Raw genomic sequence first — 15,467 nt, forward strand, 5'->3', positions numbered from 1 at the left:
TGGTTTTCTTATAGGCCCGTGCGGCGTCCTGCCATCGAGGACAGGACGCCTGATACTGAGCGACTGACTGGGCTACATCGGCGGCATGCCGGGTGCACGATGGGTCTGGCGGCACCAGTACTCGAAGGTTGCATTCACGATGGAGGGTTTAAGCAAGTAATCGTGGGCTTCCTGGGCCAGCACGGGGTCTACGGGCGTCAGGTTTCCGAACGCTTGGGCACGTATTTGCAGGCGCGCAGCGCGCTCCAGATACACCGAGAGATACGTCGCTTCCTCCACTGTCACGCCAGCGGTGAGATAGCCATGGTGAGCCAGAATGATCGATTTCATGGCGCCCAGCGCTTCTGAAATCAGTGTGCCCTCATGGTCGGCAATGGGCACGCCAGGCCACTCCCCAAGAAATGCGCAATCATTGAACAGCGGCGTCATGTCCATTTGGGAAATGACCAATGGCTGACGCGCAGCCGCCAACGCAGAGGCCCATGGTGAGTGTGTGTGAATGATCGACATGACATCGGGCCGGTTGCGATACACCCACAAATGAAAACGAGTGGCGGGGTTGGCCATCCCTTCACCGGATACGGTATTGAGATCCTTGTCGACCTCGATGAAATCGTCCGCCGTCGCTTCTTCAAAGCCGAGCCCGAAGCGCAATGTCCAATAGGTATCCTCACGTTCGGAGCGAGCGCTGAGCTGCCCCGCGAGCCCCGCCTCCTGGCCAGTCATGGCTAGAATGCGCGCGGCGTAGGCAAGCCGCTCCTTGAGTGTCATCTTTTTGCTTTTGAGGTGCAGAGCCATCTCCTCGGTGGCTCGCTGGTCGAAATATTCTTTGCTACGCAATGGCTGACTCATTTTTCTTATCCTCGGATGCAGACGTTCAATCACTGAACTCGAGAATAAAAACCTGTGCTGCCCGACGCGATGGGGCCAGCGCTATATCAGCTATTCAATCCACGAAGGGGATGGTTTGAGCAGCTCGTCGCAGAAATTCCCGGGTAACGGCGCTCGGTTCCTGATCGGATTTAAAGATCGCCACCACCTTGCGCGTCAGTGCGGGAGTGATATCCGGCACACGCTTGAGCTGGTATTGCTCCAGCACGCGCGACGGGATGAACGAAGGCAGAATGCACGCGCCGACACCCGACGAAACAAGCTCCAGCATGGCATCGACCGTTTCGACTTCAGCGGCAATCGTGTATGTAATACCGCTGGTGTCGAGCATTCTTCGCAGCGCATAGCCTTGTGGGAATACCACCAGCCTGGGGCAGGCTTCGTGTAGATCGAGAGTGCCCTGCGGCGCCACCTCCTCTGCCCGAATGACGATGCACATGGACTCCATGAACAGTGATTGGCTGACCAGTTCCGCAGATGCAACCGCGCTGTCATAGACAAAACCGAGTTCCGCCCTGCCCGACTCCACGAGTTTGACCACCTCGGTTGAGCTGCGCGCCATGAACGAGACGTTGACGTCCTCGTTTTCGTGCACGAAACGGGCGACGACTGCGCCGAGAAAGTAGTAGGTCAAGGTGTGTACCGTCGCAAGGCGCAGGTTGCCTTGTGTCACCCCGAACTGCTCCCTGATCTGGGTGAGTGCCGAGTCGATGGCAATGAAGGCAGGCCCCGCGCTGGCAGCCAGGTGCGTACCGGCGTCCGTCAATATCAAGCCTCGGCCGGTACGCTTGAATAATGGCCGGCCCACAAAGGCTTCGAGCGAGGCCAACTGGCGACTCAGGCTAGGCTGGGAGATTTCCAGGTGTTCGGACGCCTTCGAGATGGAACCATGCATGGAGATACACAGAAAACTCCTGATCTTGCTGTCAAGCTCGTGATTCATCGGGGGTGAACTCCTGCTGCCGGTGTTTTTGGGGTCCTTGAACCCAAAGTATCACGGCATCGGAGCGCACGCGGCGACGGCACGGGTGAATGGGCGGCCCATCGGGCTGGTGCGCATGCCTTCTGCCAGTCGCGTCCAGTTCAATGCAGCAGGGTCCGCCACTGCCGGCCCCGGTGATTGGGCGACCAGGATCGCCTCGGCAATGGGCTCGAAGTCAGCACGAAAATGCACTGAGCTTTTGTTGACCAGAATCTTCATTGCCTCAGGTTCAATGCCTGCCACGCGATAAAGATTACGATCAAACATTTGGGCCTTGTTCGAACTCACCGCAACCAGCACGTCGTCAATCTTCAGACAGGCTACGAGGCCCAGTTCGGCGAGCATGCCATGCATCATCGGGCCATCGAACCTGCATCGTCCGTCAGAAAGAAACATGACCTGGTAACGCCCGAACAGCGGTTCATCCCCGGTGATTTGCGCGCAGCCGGCCAATCCGATTTCGATAAATGCACCCACACCTGCGGCATGAGCGGCGCGAGCCGCTTCAGGGTCACATATCAGGCCGATGGCTGCTCGCTGGGCGCCGTTGCGTATCAGTGCGCGCAACATGCCCGTGGTGTTGGCGTCCCCACCTGCCCCCGGGTTGTCCTGGGTATCGGCAATCACCACGGGCCTACTCGCACCTGCGCTCAGTCGCATGGCTTGCAGGACAGCGGCATCGGGGTCAAGCAGTGGCACCCTCCACTTCGCTTCCTCGGCAAGTAGCGTGGCGTAAAGCTCATCAACGGCCTGGGCGACCGCCTCTGCATCACTCCCATGTCCCCAGATAACCGGACCGCACTCGGGAAAGTCAGCTGCCGGAAACCCCGGGGTGAACGACAGCGACTGCACCGCGCCAGTCTCCAGTTCCGCGAGGCGCGCGTAAAAAGACCGAGCGGGTTCCAGCAACGTGCACATGCCATTGATGGGGATCAAAAATGGCGCCCGCTTCATCACGCGAGCATAGGGAGTGACTTGGATGAGCAAACGTTCGAGCAATTGCGCTGCCCGCTCGCCCGTCTGCGCCAGATCGACGTGCGGATACGTCCGGTAGGCGACCAACGCGTCGGCATTTTCGAACATCTTTTGCGTGAAGTTGGTGTGCAAATCCAGCGAGACAACGATGGGTAACTGCGGTCCGACTATCACCCTGAGGCGCTCCAGCAAGGTGCCCTCCCCATCGTCCGTGTGTTCGGCAACCATTGCACCGTGCAAGTCCAGGTAGATGGCATCGAAATCCCATTCGCGGGCAGCGTCGGTTATCTCTTTGACGATACGTTCATAGGCCTCTTCCTCCACGTGTGCACTGGGACTCGCGCCTGCCCAGATGACCGGCAGCAACTCGTATCCGGCGCGCTCCGCAGCCAGTATGAAACCACCCGCCGGGATGTTCACGTCGCGCAGCGCCAGCATCTGCTCACCCCGCACCATCATCGGAAAACCTTCACCCTTCTCAAAGTTCTCGTACGTCGCCCTGGACGGGGCGAAGGTATTGGTCTCGTGTTGAAACCCCGCAATCAGTACTCGAATGTTCATGTCGGCAAACTCCTGAATCTGATCCCCGTTCAAATGACGGGTCCATTCAATCGGTTGTTATCGTGAGGGCAGTGCGTTCGCGATCGAGCGCTGGGGTGCACGGCTGGCGAGCAGCAGCAAGGCCCCCACCACCAGTAACGAGGACATAAGCAGCAGGCCGGCGTTGGTGCTCCCGGTGGTGGTTTTCGCCCAGCCGATGATGATGGGGCTGAAAAAACCGCCGGTTTGCCCAATGCTGTTAATCAGGGCGATGCCCCCTGCGGCACTGTCGCCTTTGAGGAATTGACCGGGCATGGCCCAAAACACGGTGTAGGCCACCCAGGTCATGGAGGTCGCCACGGTGAGGCTTACCATTGTCCAGAACAACTGTCCGCTGATCTGGGTACTCAGAGCCAGTGCAACCGCTGCGATCAGTGCGGGGATTGCACTGTGCAGGCGTCTCTCACCAAGCCGATCAGAGCTGCGACTGAAAATCAGCATGGCGACTACTGCCGCGATATAGGGAACTGAAGAATAGAGGCCCACTTGCTTGATATCCGTGATCCCAGCGTCACGAAGCAGCGTCGGCAACCAGAAGCTGGTGGTGTAAATGCCGTTCAGCAGGCAAAAATAGGCTGCGGCGAGCAGGTAGATCTTGGGGTCACGCAGGACGGCCCTGAACGAATGATGCTGCGTCTTCTCGACATTGACTTGCGACGCCAGCAGCCGCTTTTCTTCAGCGCTGAGCCATTGAGCCTGTTCGGGACGATCGGTCAGGTAGAACCAGGCCACGACGCCGAGCACAGCGCAGGGCAGCCCTTCAAGCAAGAACATCCACTGCCAACCCGCCAGACCATTGTGGCCGGCAAATGCATCCATGATCCACGTCGACACCGGCGCCGCGAAAATACCGGCCAATGGTGCCGCCAACCAGATGATCGACATGACGCTGGCCATGCGTTTCTGGGCATACCAGTAGGTCATGTAAAAGATCATGGCGGGGGCAAAGCCCGCTTCGAACACGCCAAGAATGAAGCGCAAGACGTAGAACGTGGTTTCGCTTTGTACGAACAGCATGCTCGTGGATGTCAGCCCCCACAGCACCATGATACGACCGAGCGTGCGGCGAACACCGGCCTTGGGCAGCATCAGGTTGCTGGGCACCTCGAACAACACGTAGCCCACAAAAAACATGCCGGCGGCGATGCCGTAGACCTTGTCGCTGAACCCCAGGTCCGCCTGCATCTGCAGCTTGGCGAAACCAATATTGACCCGGTCCAGGTACGCAAAGACGTAGCACAGGAGCAGGAATGGAAGCAGCCGCCAGCTAATCTTGCGATACAGGCGGGACAGTGCATCCGGACTATTTTTATTCTTGGTATCGAGCAACATGACCAGACCTCTCGTGGGTAAGCCAGGCGCACGGTCGTCGCCTGCTGGGTGAGGTCATGGTCTGACGGGACGCTGGCTACAGCAAGAGCAACTTGTTGGTACTATCGTTGCCCTAAGAGCAACGGAGGTTGAACATGCGCGAGCTCAATCAGCGGCGAATTCGGTACTTCCACGAAGTACTCAAGACGGGCTCCATACGAGGGGCGGCAGACAACCTGAATACCGCTCCCTCGGTCATCACACGGCAGATCAAGTTGCTGGAGAGCGAAGTGGGCGCGCAGTTGTTCGAGCGCCAGGCGCGTGGCGTACTGCCAACGGAGGCTGCTCAGTGTTTGCTGGAGTTTTGGCGAGGCTGCCAGTCGGAGCAGGAGCGCCTCGAAGATCAACTGAACGCGCTGATGGGTTTGCAGACCGGGGAGATCCGCATCGTCCTCAGCCAAGGCTACGTGGACGGACTGATGGAATCAGTTCTCACCGACTTTTGTTCGACTTATCCGGGGCTCAGGATACTGATGGATATCCTGCCGGTCGACGAAGTGCTGACGGAGGTCGCGCAAAACCGTGCCCACATCGGTATCGCCTACAACCCTGCGCCACACCCTGAAATTGAATACCGCTGCAGTGCATTGCAGCCGGTTGAGTTGCTAGTACATGCCCGGCACCCTTTGGCTGTGCGGGGTACTGCGGTCGAGGTCAAGGAGTTGCTCGAGTACCCACTGGCCCTGATGCCTCCAGAATATGGGTTGGGCCAGGCAGTACGTTGGGTCGCCTTCTCGGAAAACCTGCAACTGCATCCGACCCTTGTCACCAATTCGCTGGAAGGCCTGCGCCGCTTCGTCAGCCGAGGCAACGGTGTGACTCTGCTGGGTGGTTTTGCAGACTCCCTGAGCATTAGCGGTGACGATCTGGTTGCTCTCGCCATCAATCACAATTTTTTCCAGACCGCCCATGCACGCCTGTTGGTTAAAGCCAGGCGCCCGCTATCCCCTGCCGCCGAAGAGTGCCTGAGCTGGATCATCGAGCGCATGCCACTGTTTGCGCGAACTCACGCTAATCCACCTTCGTCGTGAATTTATGATTTAACTAGGTAGTTACCTATCTATATACTGCGTCCCTCTTTCCAACGGGACATTCAACGTGAAGCAGAGTCAGGGCCTCTCAGGCCTATCAAAATTCATACTGGTCGGGCTGGGCGTGGTCATCGCCCTCCTCGGCCTGGCGCTGGCTGCTGGCGGCGTGAAATTGGTCAGCCTGGGAGGGTCGTGGTACTTCCTGGTGGGCGGTCTGGTAATGGCTGTTTCCGGCCTGCTGATCGCTCGCTTCAGACCCGCTGGTGCCTGGTTGTTCGCAGCGTTCCTGGTGGGCACGGCGATCTGGGCGGTGATCGATGCCGGCCTGGTGTTCTGGCCGGTGTTCTCGCGCCTGTTCATGTTCAGCGTCGTGGGCGTGGTGGTGGCGTTGGTCTATCCGCTGCTGCAGCGTGCCAGCGGTGGCGTGCCAGGTCGCGGTGCCTTTGGCATTGCCGCCGTGCTGGCTGTAGCGGTCGCCGTCGCTGGCGGCAACATGTTCGTTGCACACCCTACCGTCGCCGCGACGGGCACCGGCCCTGGCCTGACGCCGGTAGCGCCTGAAAAGGCGCAAAAAGACTGGGCGCATTACGGCAACACCGAGGCTGGCAGCCGCTTTGCCGCGCTGGACCAGATCAATCGCGCCAACGTCGACAAGTTACAGGTCGCCTGGACCTATCACACCGGCGACGTGGCCGAGAGTGACGGCAATGGCGCCGAAGACCAGCTCACCCCATTGCAGGTCGGCAACAAGGTGTTCATCTGCACCCCGCATAACAACCTGATTGCGCTGGATGCCGACACGGGCAAGGAACTCTGGAAGAACGCGATCAACGCCCAGTCCAAGGTCTGGCAGCGCTGCCGTGGCATGGCCTACTTCGACGCGACGGCCGCCGTCGCCCCGCCGCAAACGCCGTTGCTGGCGGACCCGGTTGCGTTTGCATCTGGCGCCAACTGCCAGCGTCGTTTATTGACCAACACCATCGACGCCCGCCTGATCGCCGTCGATGCCGACACCGGCGAGTTCTGCCAGGGCTTTGGCAACAACGGCCAGGTCGACCTCAAGGCCGGCCTGGGTGATGTGCCGGACAGCTACTATCAGTTGTCTTCCGCGCCGTTGATGGCGGGCACCACGGTGGTAGTTGGCGGTCGTGTGGCCGACAACGTGCAGACCGACATGCCAGGCGGCGTGATCCGTGGTTTTGACGTGATCACCGGCGCCATGCGTTGGGCGTTCGACCCGGGCAACCCGCAGGATCGCAACGCGCCCGCCGAGGGCACCACCTATGTGCGCAGCACGCCGAACAGCTGGGCGCCGATGTCCTACGACGCCACCACCAACACGGTGTTCCTGCCAATGGGCAGCTCGTCCACCGACATTTACGGCGTGGAGCGCAGCAAGCTGGATCACACCTACGGCGCTTCGATCCTGGCGCTGGACGCCAACAGCGGCGCAGAAAAGTGGGTTTACCAGACCGTCCACAACGACCTCTGGGACTTCGACCTGCCGATGCAGCCGAGCCTGATCGATTTCACCAAGGACGGCAAAACCATCCCGGCGCTGGTGATCGGCACCAAGGCCGGACAGATCTACGTACTGGACCGTGCCACCGGCAAGCCGCTGACAGAGGTCAAGGAAGTACCGGTCAAGGCGTCCAACATCCCTAATGAGCCGTACTCGCCGACCCAGCCGAAATCGGTGGGCATGCCGCAGATCGGTGCCCAGCACCTGACCGAGTCGGACATGTGGGGCGCGACGCCGTACGACCAGTTGCTGTGCCGGATCGATTTCAAATCGATGCGTTATGACGGCCTCTACACCGCACCGGGCACCGACAAATCGCTGAGTTTCCCCGGTTCCCTGGGTGGCATGAACTGGGGCAGCATCTCCACCGACCCGGTGCATGGTTTCATCTTTGTCAACGACATGCGCCTGGGCCTGTGGATCCAGATGATTGCATCGCAGAACAAGGGCCAGGCCATCTCTGGTGGCGAAGCGCTTAACACGGGCATGGGCGCCGTTCCGCTCAAAGGCACGCCTTATGCCGTGAACAAGAACCGCTTCCTGTCGGTGGCCGGCATTCCCTGCCAGGCGCCGCCGTTCGGAACGCTGACCGCGATCGACATGAAGACCCGGAAAATCGCCTGGCAAGTGCCGGTCGGCACCGTTGAAGACACCGGTCCCTTGGGCATCCGCATGCACCTGCCAATCAAGATCGGCCTGCCGACCCTCGGCGGCACACTGTCGACCCAGGGCGGCCTGATCTTCATCGCCGGCACCCAGGACTTCTACCTGCGTGCGTTCAACAGCGGCAACGGTGAAGAAGTCTGGAAAGCCCGCCTGCCGGTGGGCAGCCAGGGTGGCCCGATGACCTACGTGTCGCCAAAAACCGGCAAGCAATACGTGGTCATCACTGCCGGTGGTGCGCGTCAGTCGACCGATCGCGGCGACTACGTGATGGCCTACGCCCTGCCGTGACCGCGGCTCCCTTCATTGCAACAGTGCGCGGCACCTTCGGGTGCCGCGTCATTTTCCGTACTAGCTTTCAGCAGGAAGTTTCACATGCCAGTTCGTTTTTCCCACCCCGGCGTCGTCACCGGGGTGCTGTTCGGTCTCACCTGCAGCACAGCCCTGCCCGCCTTCGCCGAATCCGACCTGTTCACCCGCAACACCCTGACCGGCGACTGGGGTGATCTGCGCCACCAACTGGATGAAGACGGCGTCAAATTCACCGGCGATTACAGCGGCGAAACCGCCTACAACGTGGACGGCGGCCTGCACCGCTCGGCGCGCTATTCGCAGAACATCAAGCTCGGCGCGCAGTTCGACTTGAGCAAGCTGTATGGCGTCGACAATGCCGGCAAAGTCCAACTGACCATCAACGACCGTCGCGGCAACAGCGCCTCCGAAGACCTGGTGGGCAACCGCCTGCCGATCCAGGAAAACTACGGCGGCCTCTACACTCGCCTGACCGAATTGAGCTACGAGCGCACGCTGTTCACCCCCAGGCTCAACGTCAAACTCGGCTACATGGCCATGGGCAACGACCTGGGCGGTCTCGACAGCGGCATCCTCTGCAACTTCATGAACGCAGGTTTCTGTGGCCACCCGCTGAACATGTCCGGCGGCAGCGGCTGGACCAACTACCCCAACGCTCACCTCGGCGCACGGGTGAAATACGACCTGTCGTCGGCCTGGCAACTGCGCGTGGCCGCCTTCAACGTCGACCCGTCGAGCAACGGCAACTCCAGCCGCGCCTGGCACCTGGGCCCGAAACACACCACGGGCACCGTGGTGCCTATCGAGCTGGTTTACAAACACGCAGGCCCCCTGCCCGGCGAATACAAGGTCGGCTACTACTACGACAGCTCCGATGTGAAACGCATCGGCAGCGACGAGGAAGTGTCCGGTCGTGGCGGCCATTACCTGTTGATCGACCAGGCCGTGTGGCGCTCGTCCACCGACCAGGGCCGCAGCCTGCATGCCTTCGGCCAATACTCGGCAGCGAGTGAAGCGGCGTCACCCTTCAGCAAGTGGTATGGCACGGGAGTGGTGCTGTACAAGCCGTTCGAAGGCCGCCCGCGTGACACCGTTGCCCTGGGTTACGGCCGCGCCGTGCTCAACCCACGCAGCCGCGATGTGCAACAGGACGCTGCGCTGGCCAACGGCACACCGCTGTCGAACCTGGACAGCGCCGAACAACTGATCGAACTTGGCTACGGCTACCAGGCCACCCCCTGGCTGACCCTGCGGCCGAACCTGCAATACATCATCGAGCCGGGGGCGTTTTCCGGACAGGACATCGACAACGCCTTGGTGGTGGGGTTGCAGGTGAAAGCGGCGCTCTGACGACGCAAACCGGGCAGTGCGGGGCATTCGTCCATCGGGGGCAAGCCCGCTCCCACAGTGGCCCGGTCAAGCCGCAAGATTTGCGATCGGCACAAAACCTGTAGGAGCGAGCTTGCTCGCGATGGCGGCACAGACACCGCAGGGTTCCAGGCAGTCCGCATTATCGTTGACGGCCAAGATAGGTGGTTGACTTGCGCGCGCCACCCTGCGCATTATCCGGCTTCACCTAACTTGGCAACGGATCATTCATGATTCTCAACGCTCACCGCATGCTGACGACCCAGGGCCTTTTTGCCCAGGGCTGCGCATGTGTGTCCGTTGCCAAGAAATCGAAGAAACAGTCGCTCATTTGACCGGGGCGCTGTCCCGTCAGATGAGCTGACAGGACAGATAGCGCCAGGTTTCCTCCCCCTGCTTGATTCCCCTCTCCTCCTCTGACGTCGACTAATCGGTCTGCCTTAGGAGTCATGCATGTCTAATTTTCGCGGTATCTGGGTTGCACTGGTCACACCTTTTCGTGCTGGGCACGTTGATTTCGACGCCCTTGCTGGCTTGGTGACGAAGCTGTTGGCGGACGGTGTGCGCGGCCTGGTGGTGTGTGGCACCACCGGCGAAGCGGCTGCCATGAGCAAGGACGAACAACTGGCGGTGCTGGATGCCGTGCTGCAAGTCGCGCAGCCACATCAGGTGATCATGGGGCTGTCAGGTTACAACCTGCACGAACTCCTGGCGTTCCAGCAAAAGATCCAGGCACGTGACATTGCCGGCGTCCTTGTTCCGGCACCCTGCTACATCCGCCCTTCACAACAAGGCCTTGAATCGTTTTTCCAGACAGTGGCTGACGCATCGTCGGTGCCGGTGGTGGTGTATGACATTCCCTACCGGACCGGCGTACGGATAGAGCGGGAAACCCTAAGAAGAATTGTGGGTCACCCCAATATCGCGGCGGTGAAGGATTGCGGCGGGGACCTCGAAACCACCCTGGCGCTCATCAACGATGGCCTGGCCGAGGTGCTGACGGGCGAAGACGTGCAGATCTTTTCGAATCTGGCGCTGGGCGGCGCGGGTGCAATATCCGCCTCCGCGCATGTGCGGGCCGATCTCTACGTCCAGTTGATGAATGAAATGGATCAAGCCGATGTGGCCGGTGCACGGGCGACGCTCTACCGGCTGCTGCCGTGGATTCAGATGGCGTTTGTCGAAGCCAATCCTGCGGTGGTGAAAGCTGCGCTGAGCCTTCAGGGCCTGATTGCCAATGAGCTTCGGGAGCCCATGCAAGCGTGCACGGAGGGGACGATCAGGCGCTTGCAAGCGGTGCTTTTGGAACTGGATGCTTAGTCAGCGCAAAGGTGGCCGTCGTGGCCACCTTTATTGCGAGGTGACGGCGAAGGCTCCCGTCAAAAACCACACTCTTTCGAGATGGTCTCGACCACCAGCGAGGTCGGTGCTTGACCGGTACGCGCGTCGACGACCGCCAACGAACATGCCGACTCCGTCGCCGAATGTGTGGCCTGGTACGTCACCCCCACCTCGGGCACAAAGCTGCTGGCGTTCATGCAACTGCGGTGAATCAGTGCGTCGCCGCTGCTCTTGCGCTCGATGACGCCCATGCTGGCCGCCGTCAGGTAAATGCGCTGATCCGCCTTGATCAGAAATCGATTCTTCGCAGGCTCCGTCGGCGAGAGTGCGCCCAGCACGCCGGTCTCGGTCGTGTCCTGGCAGCGCCTATCGTGATACGCCCAGTACGCCTGGCTACCACCATTCATCAAATTGTTCGTGCCCCATTTGGCCTCGAGGGTGGCATGGGGAGCGCTCGACGCCGGTTGCTGGTAGTGACCGACGCAGCCCGCCAGCCAAGCGATGCAGCAGATCAGGATGGATTTTTTCAACTTCACACCACAAGTAAATCAGCCGTAGACGTTGTTACTTATCGGCCAGCCTTGAATTAACAGGAGGGAAAATCACGGTTTTGGTTCGGCATACCATCATCCCAAAATTACATTGCTAATAGGAACTATTCGCAGATAATATCCGCGCGCTTTCTTTACCCTGCCCCCGCAAGGATTTCCCTACCAATGCGCCGCACCCTCGTTTCCCTTTGTCTGCTACAAGCTGTCCCCTCGTTGTCCTGGGCTGAGCAACCCGCTCAAGAACCCGTCAGTATTGAACTCGAAGCCCTCAGCATCAATGCCGATGCGCTGAATGTCGAACGTGCCGACGGCCCGGTCGAAGGTTACAAGGCCACCCGCTCGGCCAGCGCCACCCGCACCGATACCGCCCTGCATGAAACGCCGCAATCGGTCAGCGTGGTGCCTCGCGATGTCATCGAGGACACCAGCGCCACGCGCCTGCAGGACGCGCTGGATTACGCCGGTGGCGTAGGACGCGCCAATAACTTCGGCGGCCAGGGTTTGACCACGTTCACCGTGCGCGGCTTCACCACCGGTGAGTTCTACCGCAACGGTTTCCCCATCAACCGTGGCTACCCGAATGCCCCGGACGCCAACACCATCGAGCGTCTTGAAGTGCTGCGTGGTCCGGCCACCAGCCTGTATGGCCGTGGCGATCCGGGTGGCACGTTCAACGTAGTCAGCAAGCAGCCGTTGCCAGAATCGAAAGTGACGTTGGGCAGCCAGTTCGATGACCAGGGTATGCACCGTGCCACGCTCGATGCCACCGGGCCGCTCAATCAGGACGGCAGCCTGGCCTATCGCCTGAACCTGCTGGGCGAAGGGGGTGACAGTTTCCGTGATGATGTCGAAAGTGAGCGGTATGACGTTGCGCCGGTGGTGAGCTGGCAGGTCAACGACACCACGAAGATCATCTTCGAGGGTGACTTCATGCGCAACAACCACCCGCTCGACCGTGGATTGACACGCTACCCCACGCAATCCGGCAGCGCCTCGCGCGATACCTACATCTGGGAAAAAGGCAGCGACAACCTGCTGCACAATGACAACAACATGGCCCAAGTGCGTTTCGAGCACATGCTCAATGACGACTGGACCCTAGGCGGTGGCTTCCAGTTTCTCGATGGCTCGCTTGAAGGCAATGCGGTCGAAGCCAATGGCGCGCCGACCGATGGCCGCACGTTGCAGCGCAACTTCAACTACCGGAAGCTGGAGTGGACCGACCGCGACTTCCAACTGAATCTCACCGGCCACTTCGACACGGCAGGTTTCGCCCATACGCTGCTGACCGGCATCGAGTACGAGAACTACGACTACAACTCGATCATCCGGCGCTCGTCGGCGGCCAACGGCACCTATCCAATCGATATCTACAACCCGGTCCTTGGACAGCCCCGCCCTGCCCTCACCCGCACCACCACCTGGGACAAGGAAAACCTCAAGACCTGGGCGTTCTTCATCCAAGACCAGGTTGCGCTGACCGAGCGCCTGAAGGCCCTGGCCGGTGTGCGTCTGGAGCGCTTCGAGCATGACTACGATGACAAGCTGGTCAACTCCCGGGACTTCACCAAGGGCCAGAATGCGGCCACACCGCGCTTTGGCTTGCTGTATGACCTGACCGATACCGTCGCCGTCTACGCCAACACCGCGCGCTCGTTCAAACCGAACAGCGGCACTCCGTTCGCCGGCGGTGGCTTCGATCCGGAGAAAGGCAAGTCCTATGAGCTGGGTGTGAAATGGGAAGCGCTGGATCGCCAACTGAGCGTCGATGCGGCGGTGTACCACATCGTCAAGGAAAACGTGCTCACCCTTGACCCGGTGAACACCAACTACAGCGTGGCGGCGGGCAAAGTGCGCAGCCGTGGGCTGGACATCAACGTTGCCGGCAACATTACCCCAGAGTGGCGAGTGATCGGTGGCTACGCGTACGTCGATGCCGAAGTGATCGAGGACAATCGCCTGCCCAACGGCACGCGCCTGGCCAACATTCCGCGCAACAGCTTCAGCCTGCTCAACACCTACGAGTTCCAGGATGGCTTCGCCAAGGGATTGGGCTTGGGCGCCGGCGTTAAATACGTGGATGACCGCAACGGCCAGACCGAAGCGACCACCTACAGCATGGACCGCTACAGCGTGGTGGACTTGCTGAGTTTCTACAAGGTCAACGAGCACGTGCGGTTGAACCTGGATGTGAAGAATGTCTTCAACAAAGGGTATGACGAAGGCGCGTTCAACACCTATGCCTACCCAGGCGCCCCGCGCACAGTACAAATGGGCGTCGCCTACACCTTCTAAAACCCCGCCGCCCCTGTAGGAGCGAGCTCGCTCGCGATGCAAGCCCAGACACCGCGGAGCAACAGGTGTCCCGCATCATCGTTAACGACCATCGCGAGTAAACTGGCTCCTACAGGGATTCACGGAGCGCGGTCAAAGCTGCGCTGGAAAATCCGCGTGTCAAAACCTCCCATGAGTTGTCCCGATCGTTATAGAGCCCATCTCCTCGCCGGTGCGATAGTGCTAAAAAACAAGGAACCGGCAGCATGTACAGAAACACCTCCACCCCGGCAGACGACAATGGTTGTGGCTGGTTCCACCTGAGCCCACCGCGCACACCGCGTCCGGCCCACAGCGGCCGTACCCAGGCACGCTGGGCGGTGCTGGGCGCGGGGTTCACCGGTCTGGCCGCTGCGCGTCAGTTGGCGTTGACGTTTCCCCATGACGAAATCGTCCTGATCGAAGGCCAGCAAGTCGGCTTCGGCGCGTCGGGGCGCAATTCGGGTTTTGCCATCGACCTGCCCCATGACATCGGCGCCCCGGATTACATTGGCGACCTGACCACGGCGCGAATGAACCTCAAGCTCAACCACTTCGCCCAGGCGCAGATTCGCGCGCTGGTGGCCGAGCACAGCATCGACTGCCAGATCCGCCCGGATGGCAAATACCAGGCTGCCGTCGAGGACAAGGGCCTGGCGGTGCTGGCGGCCTACCGCAGCGGCCTGGACAAGCTCGACCAGCCCTATGAAATGATTGATGCTCGTGACGTGCCCGACCATCTCGGCACTTCGTTCTATCGCCAGGCGCTCTATACCCCGGGCACCCTGCTGCTGCAACCAGCCGCCCTGGCGCGTGGCCTGGCCGACAGCCTGCCGGCCAACGTCAGCCTGTATGAGCACACCGTCATCACCCGTCTGGAACAGGGCGAAAAAATCACCCTGCATCATGCCGGTGGTCAGATCGTTGCCGACGAGTTGCTGCTGTGCAACAACGCCTTCGCCTCGCATTTCGGTTTCCTGCCGGGGCGCCTGCTGCCGATCTTTACCTACGCCAGCATGACCCGGCCATTGACCGAAGCGGAGCAACAACGCCTGGGTGGCAAAGCGACCTGGGGCATCATCCCCGCCGACCCATTCGGCACCACCTTGCGGCGCACGCCGGATCAGCGCCTGCTGGTGCGCAACAGTTTCAGCTTCAACGCCAATGGCCAGGCCCAGCAGAAATTTCTCGATCGCGCCGCACGCCACCACCGCATCTCGTTCGAGCGCCGCTTCCCGATGCTCCCGGACATGGCGTTCGACTACACCTGGGGCGGCTCGATGTGCCTGTCGCGCAACCACCTTTCGTACTTCGGCAGCCTCGCGCCACGCGTCCATGCGGCGCTGTGCTGCAACGGCCTGGGGATCACTCGCGGCACGGCAACCGGCACGTTGCTGGCCAACTGGCTGGCGGGGGAACGTGATGAACTGAGCGACTTCCTGCTCTCCTCGCCCGGCCCCAACCGCAATCCGCCGGAACCGCTTTTGAGCATCGGGGTCAACCTGAACCTTAACCTGGGCCAGCGCCGTGCTGGCCGCGAAGCCTGA

The 15,467-nt window shown here is 60.6% G+C and carries 11 protein-coding genes; 6 read left to right on the top strand and 5 right to left on the bottom strand.

Annotation, left to right across the window (positions count from 1 at the left end; genetic code table 11):
- Positions 1 to 72: 72 nt before the first annotated feature.
- From AB4N64_RS10290 to AB4N64_RS10305, 4 genes are all read right to left on the bottom strand, one after another.
- Positions 73 to 852, bottom strand: a complete 780-nt coding sequence (locus AB4N64_RS10290) for an aldolase (protein ID WP_460125038.1) — start codon at positions 850 to 852, stop codon at positions 73 to 75.
- A gap of 94 nt (positions 853 to 946) precedes the next feature.
- Positions 947 to 1,834: a LysR family transcriptional regulator gene (locus tag AB4N64_RS10295; protein WP_460125041.1), complete on the bottom strand. Its 888-nt coding sequence runs from the start codon at positions 1,832 to 1,834 to the stop codon at positions 947 to 949.
- Positions 1,835 to 1,885: 51 nt separating this feature from the next.
- The gene (locus tag AB4N64_RS10300; RefSeq protein ID WP_460125044.1) at positions 1,886 to 3,409 is read right to left on the bottom strand and encodes a M81 family metallopeptidase; all 1,524 of its coding nucleotides are present in this window, start codon (positions 3,407 to 3,409) and stop codon (positions 1,886 to 1,888) included.
- A 57-nt stretch (positions 3,410 to 3,466) separates the two neighbouring features.
- Positions 3,467 to 4,780 carry an MFS transporter gene (locus AB4N64_RS10305; protein WP_460125046.1) on the bottom strand — a complete coding sequence of 438 codons (1,314 nt, stop codon included), beginning with the start codon at positions 4,778 to 4,780 and terminating at the stop codon, positions 3,467 to 3,469.
- A 134-nt stretch (positions 4,781 to 4,914) separates the two neighbouring features.
- Here AB4N64_RS10305 and AB4N64_RS10310 point away from each other — a divergent pair, with 134 nt between their 5' ends.
- The 4 genes from AB4N64_RS10310 to dapA all read left to right on the top strand — a co-directional run bounded on the left by AB4N64_RS10310 (position 4,915) and on the right by dapA (position 11,035).
- Positions 4,915 to 5,850, top strand: a complete 936-nt coding sequence (locus tag AB4N64_RS10310; RefSeq protein ID WP_460125049.1) for a LysR family transcriptional regulator — start codon at positions 4,915 to 4,917, stop codon at positions 5,848 to 5,850.
- A 67-nt stretch (positions 5,851 to 5,917) separates the two neighbouring features.
- Positions 5,918 to 8,326: a glucose/quinate/shikimate family membrane-bound PQQ-dependent dehydrogenase gene (locus AB4N64_RS10315; protein WP_460125052.1), complete on the top strand. Its 2,409-nt coding sequence runs from the start codon at positions 5,918 to 5,920 to the stop codon at positions 8,324 to 8,326.
- Positions 8,327 to 8,410: 84 nt separating this feature from the next.
- On the top strand, positions 8,411 to 9,697 hold the full coding sequence (locus AB4N64_RS10320; protein ID WP_460125055.1) for a carbohydrate porin: 1,287 nt from the start codon (positions 8,411 to 8,413) through the stop codon (positions 9,695 to 9,697).
- A gap of 471 nt (positions 9,698 to 10,168) precedes the next feature.
- Entirely contained in the window at positions 10,169 to 11,035 is an 867-nt protein-coding gene (gene dapA, locus AB4N64_RS10325) for a 4-hydroxy-tetrahydrodipicolinate synthase (protein WP_460125057.1), read from the top strand.
- Between the two features lie 59 nt (positions 11,036 to 11,094).
- Here the strand turns inward: dapA and AB4N64_RS10330 are convergent, their stop codons facing one another.
- On the bottom strand, positions 11,095 to 11,592 hold the full coding sequence (locus AB4N64_RS10330) for a hypothetical protein (RefSeq protein ID WP_460125060.1): 498 nt from the start codon (positions 11,590 to 11,592) through the stop codon (positions 11,095 to 11,097).
- Positions 11,593 to 11,772: 180 nt separating this feature from the next.
- Between AB4N64_RS10330 and AB4N64_RS10335 the strand changes: the two genes are divergently transcribed.
- Together AB4N64_RS10335 and AB4N64_RS10340 are read left to right on the top strand one after the other, a co-directional pair.
- Entirely contained in the window at positions 11,773 to 13,902 is a 2,130-nt protein-coding gene (locus tag AB4N64_RS10335) for a TonB-dependent siderophore receptor (protein ID WP_460125062.1), read from the top strand.
- A gap of 245 nt (positions 13,903 to 14,147) precedes the next feature.
- The gene (locus AB4N64_RS10340) at positions 14,148 to 15,467 is read left to right on the top strand and encodes an NAD(P)/FAD-dependent oxidoreductase (RefSeq protein ID WP_460125064.1); all 1,320 of its coding nucleotides are present in this window, start codon (positions 14,148 to 14,150) and stop codon (positions 15,465 to 15,467) included.

Source organism: Pseudomonas sp. S2_C03 (assembly GCF_054668405.1).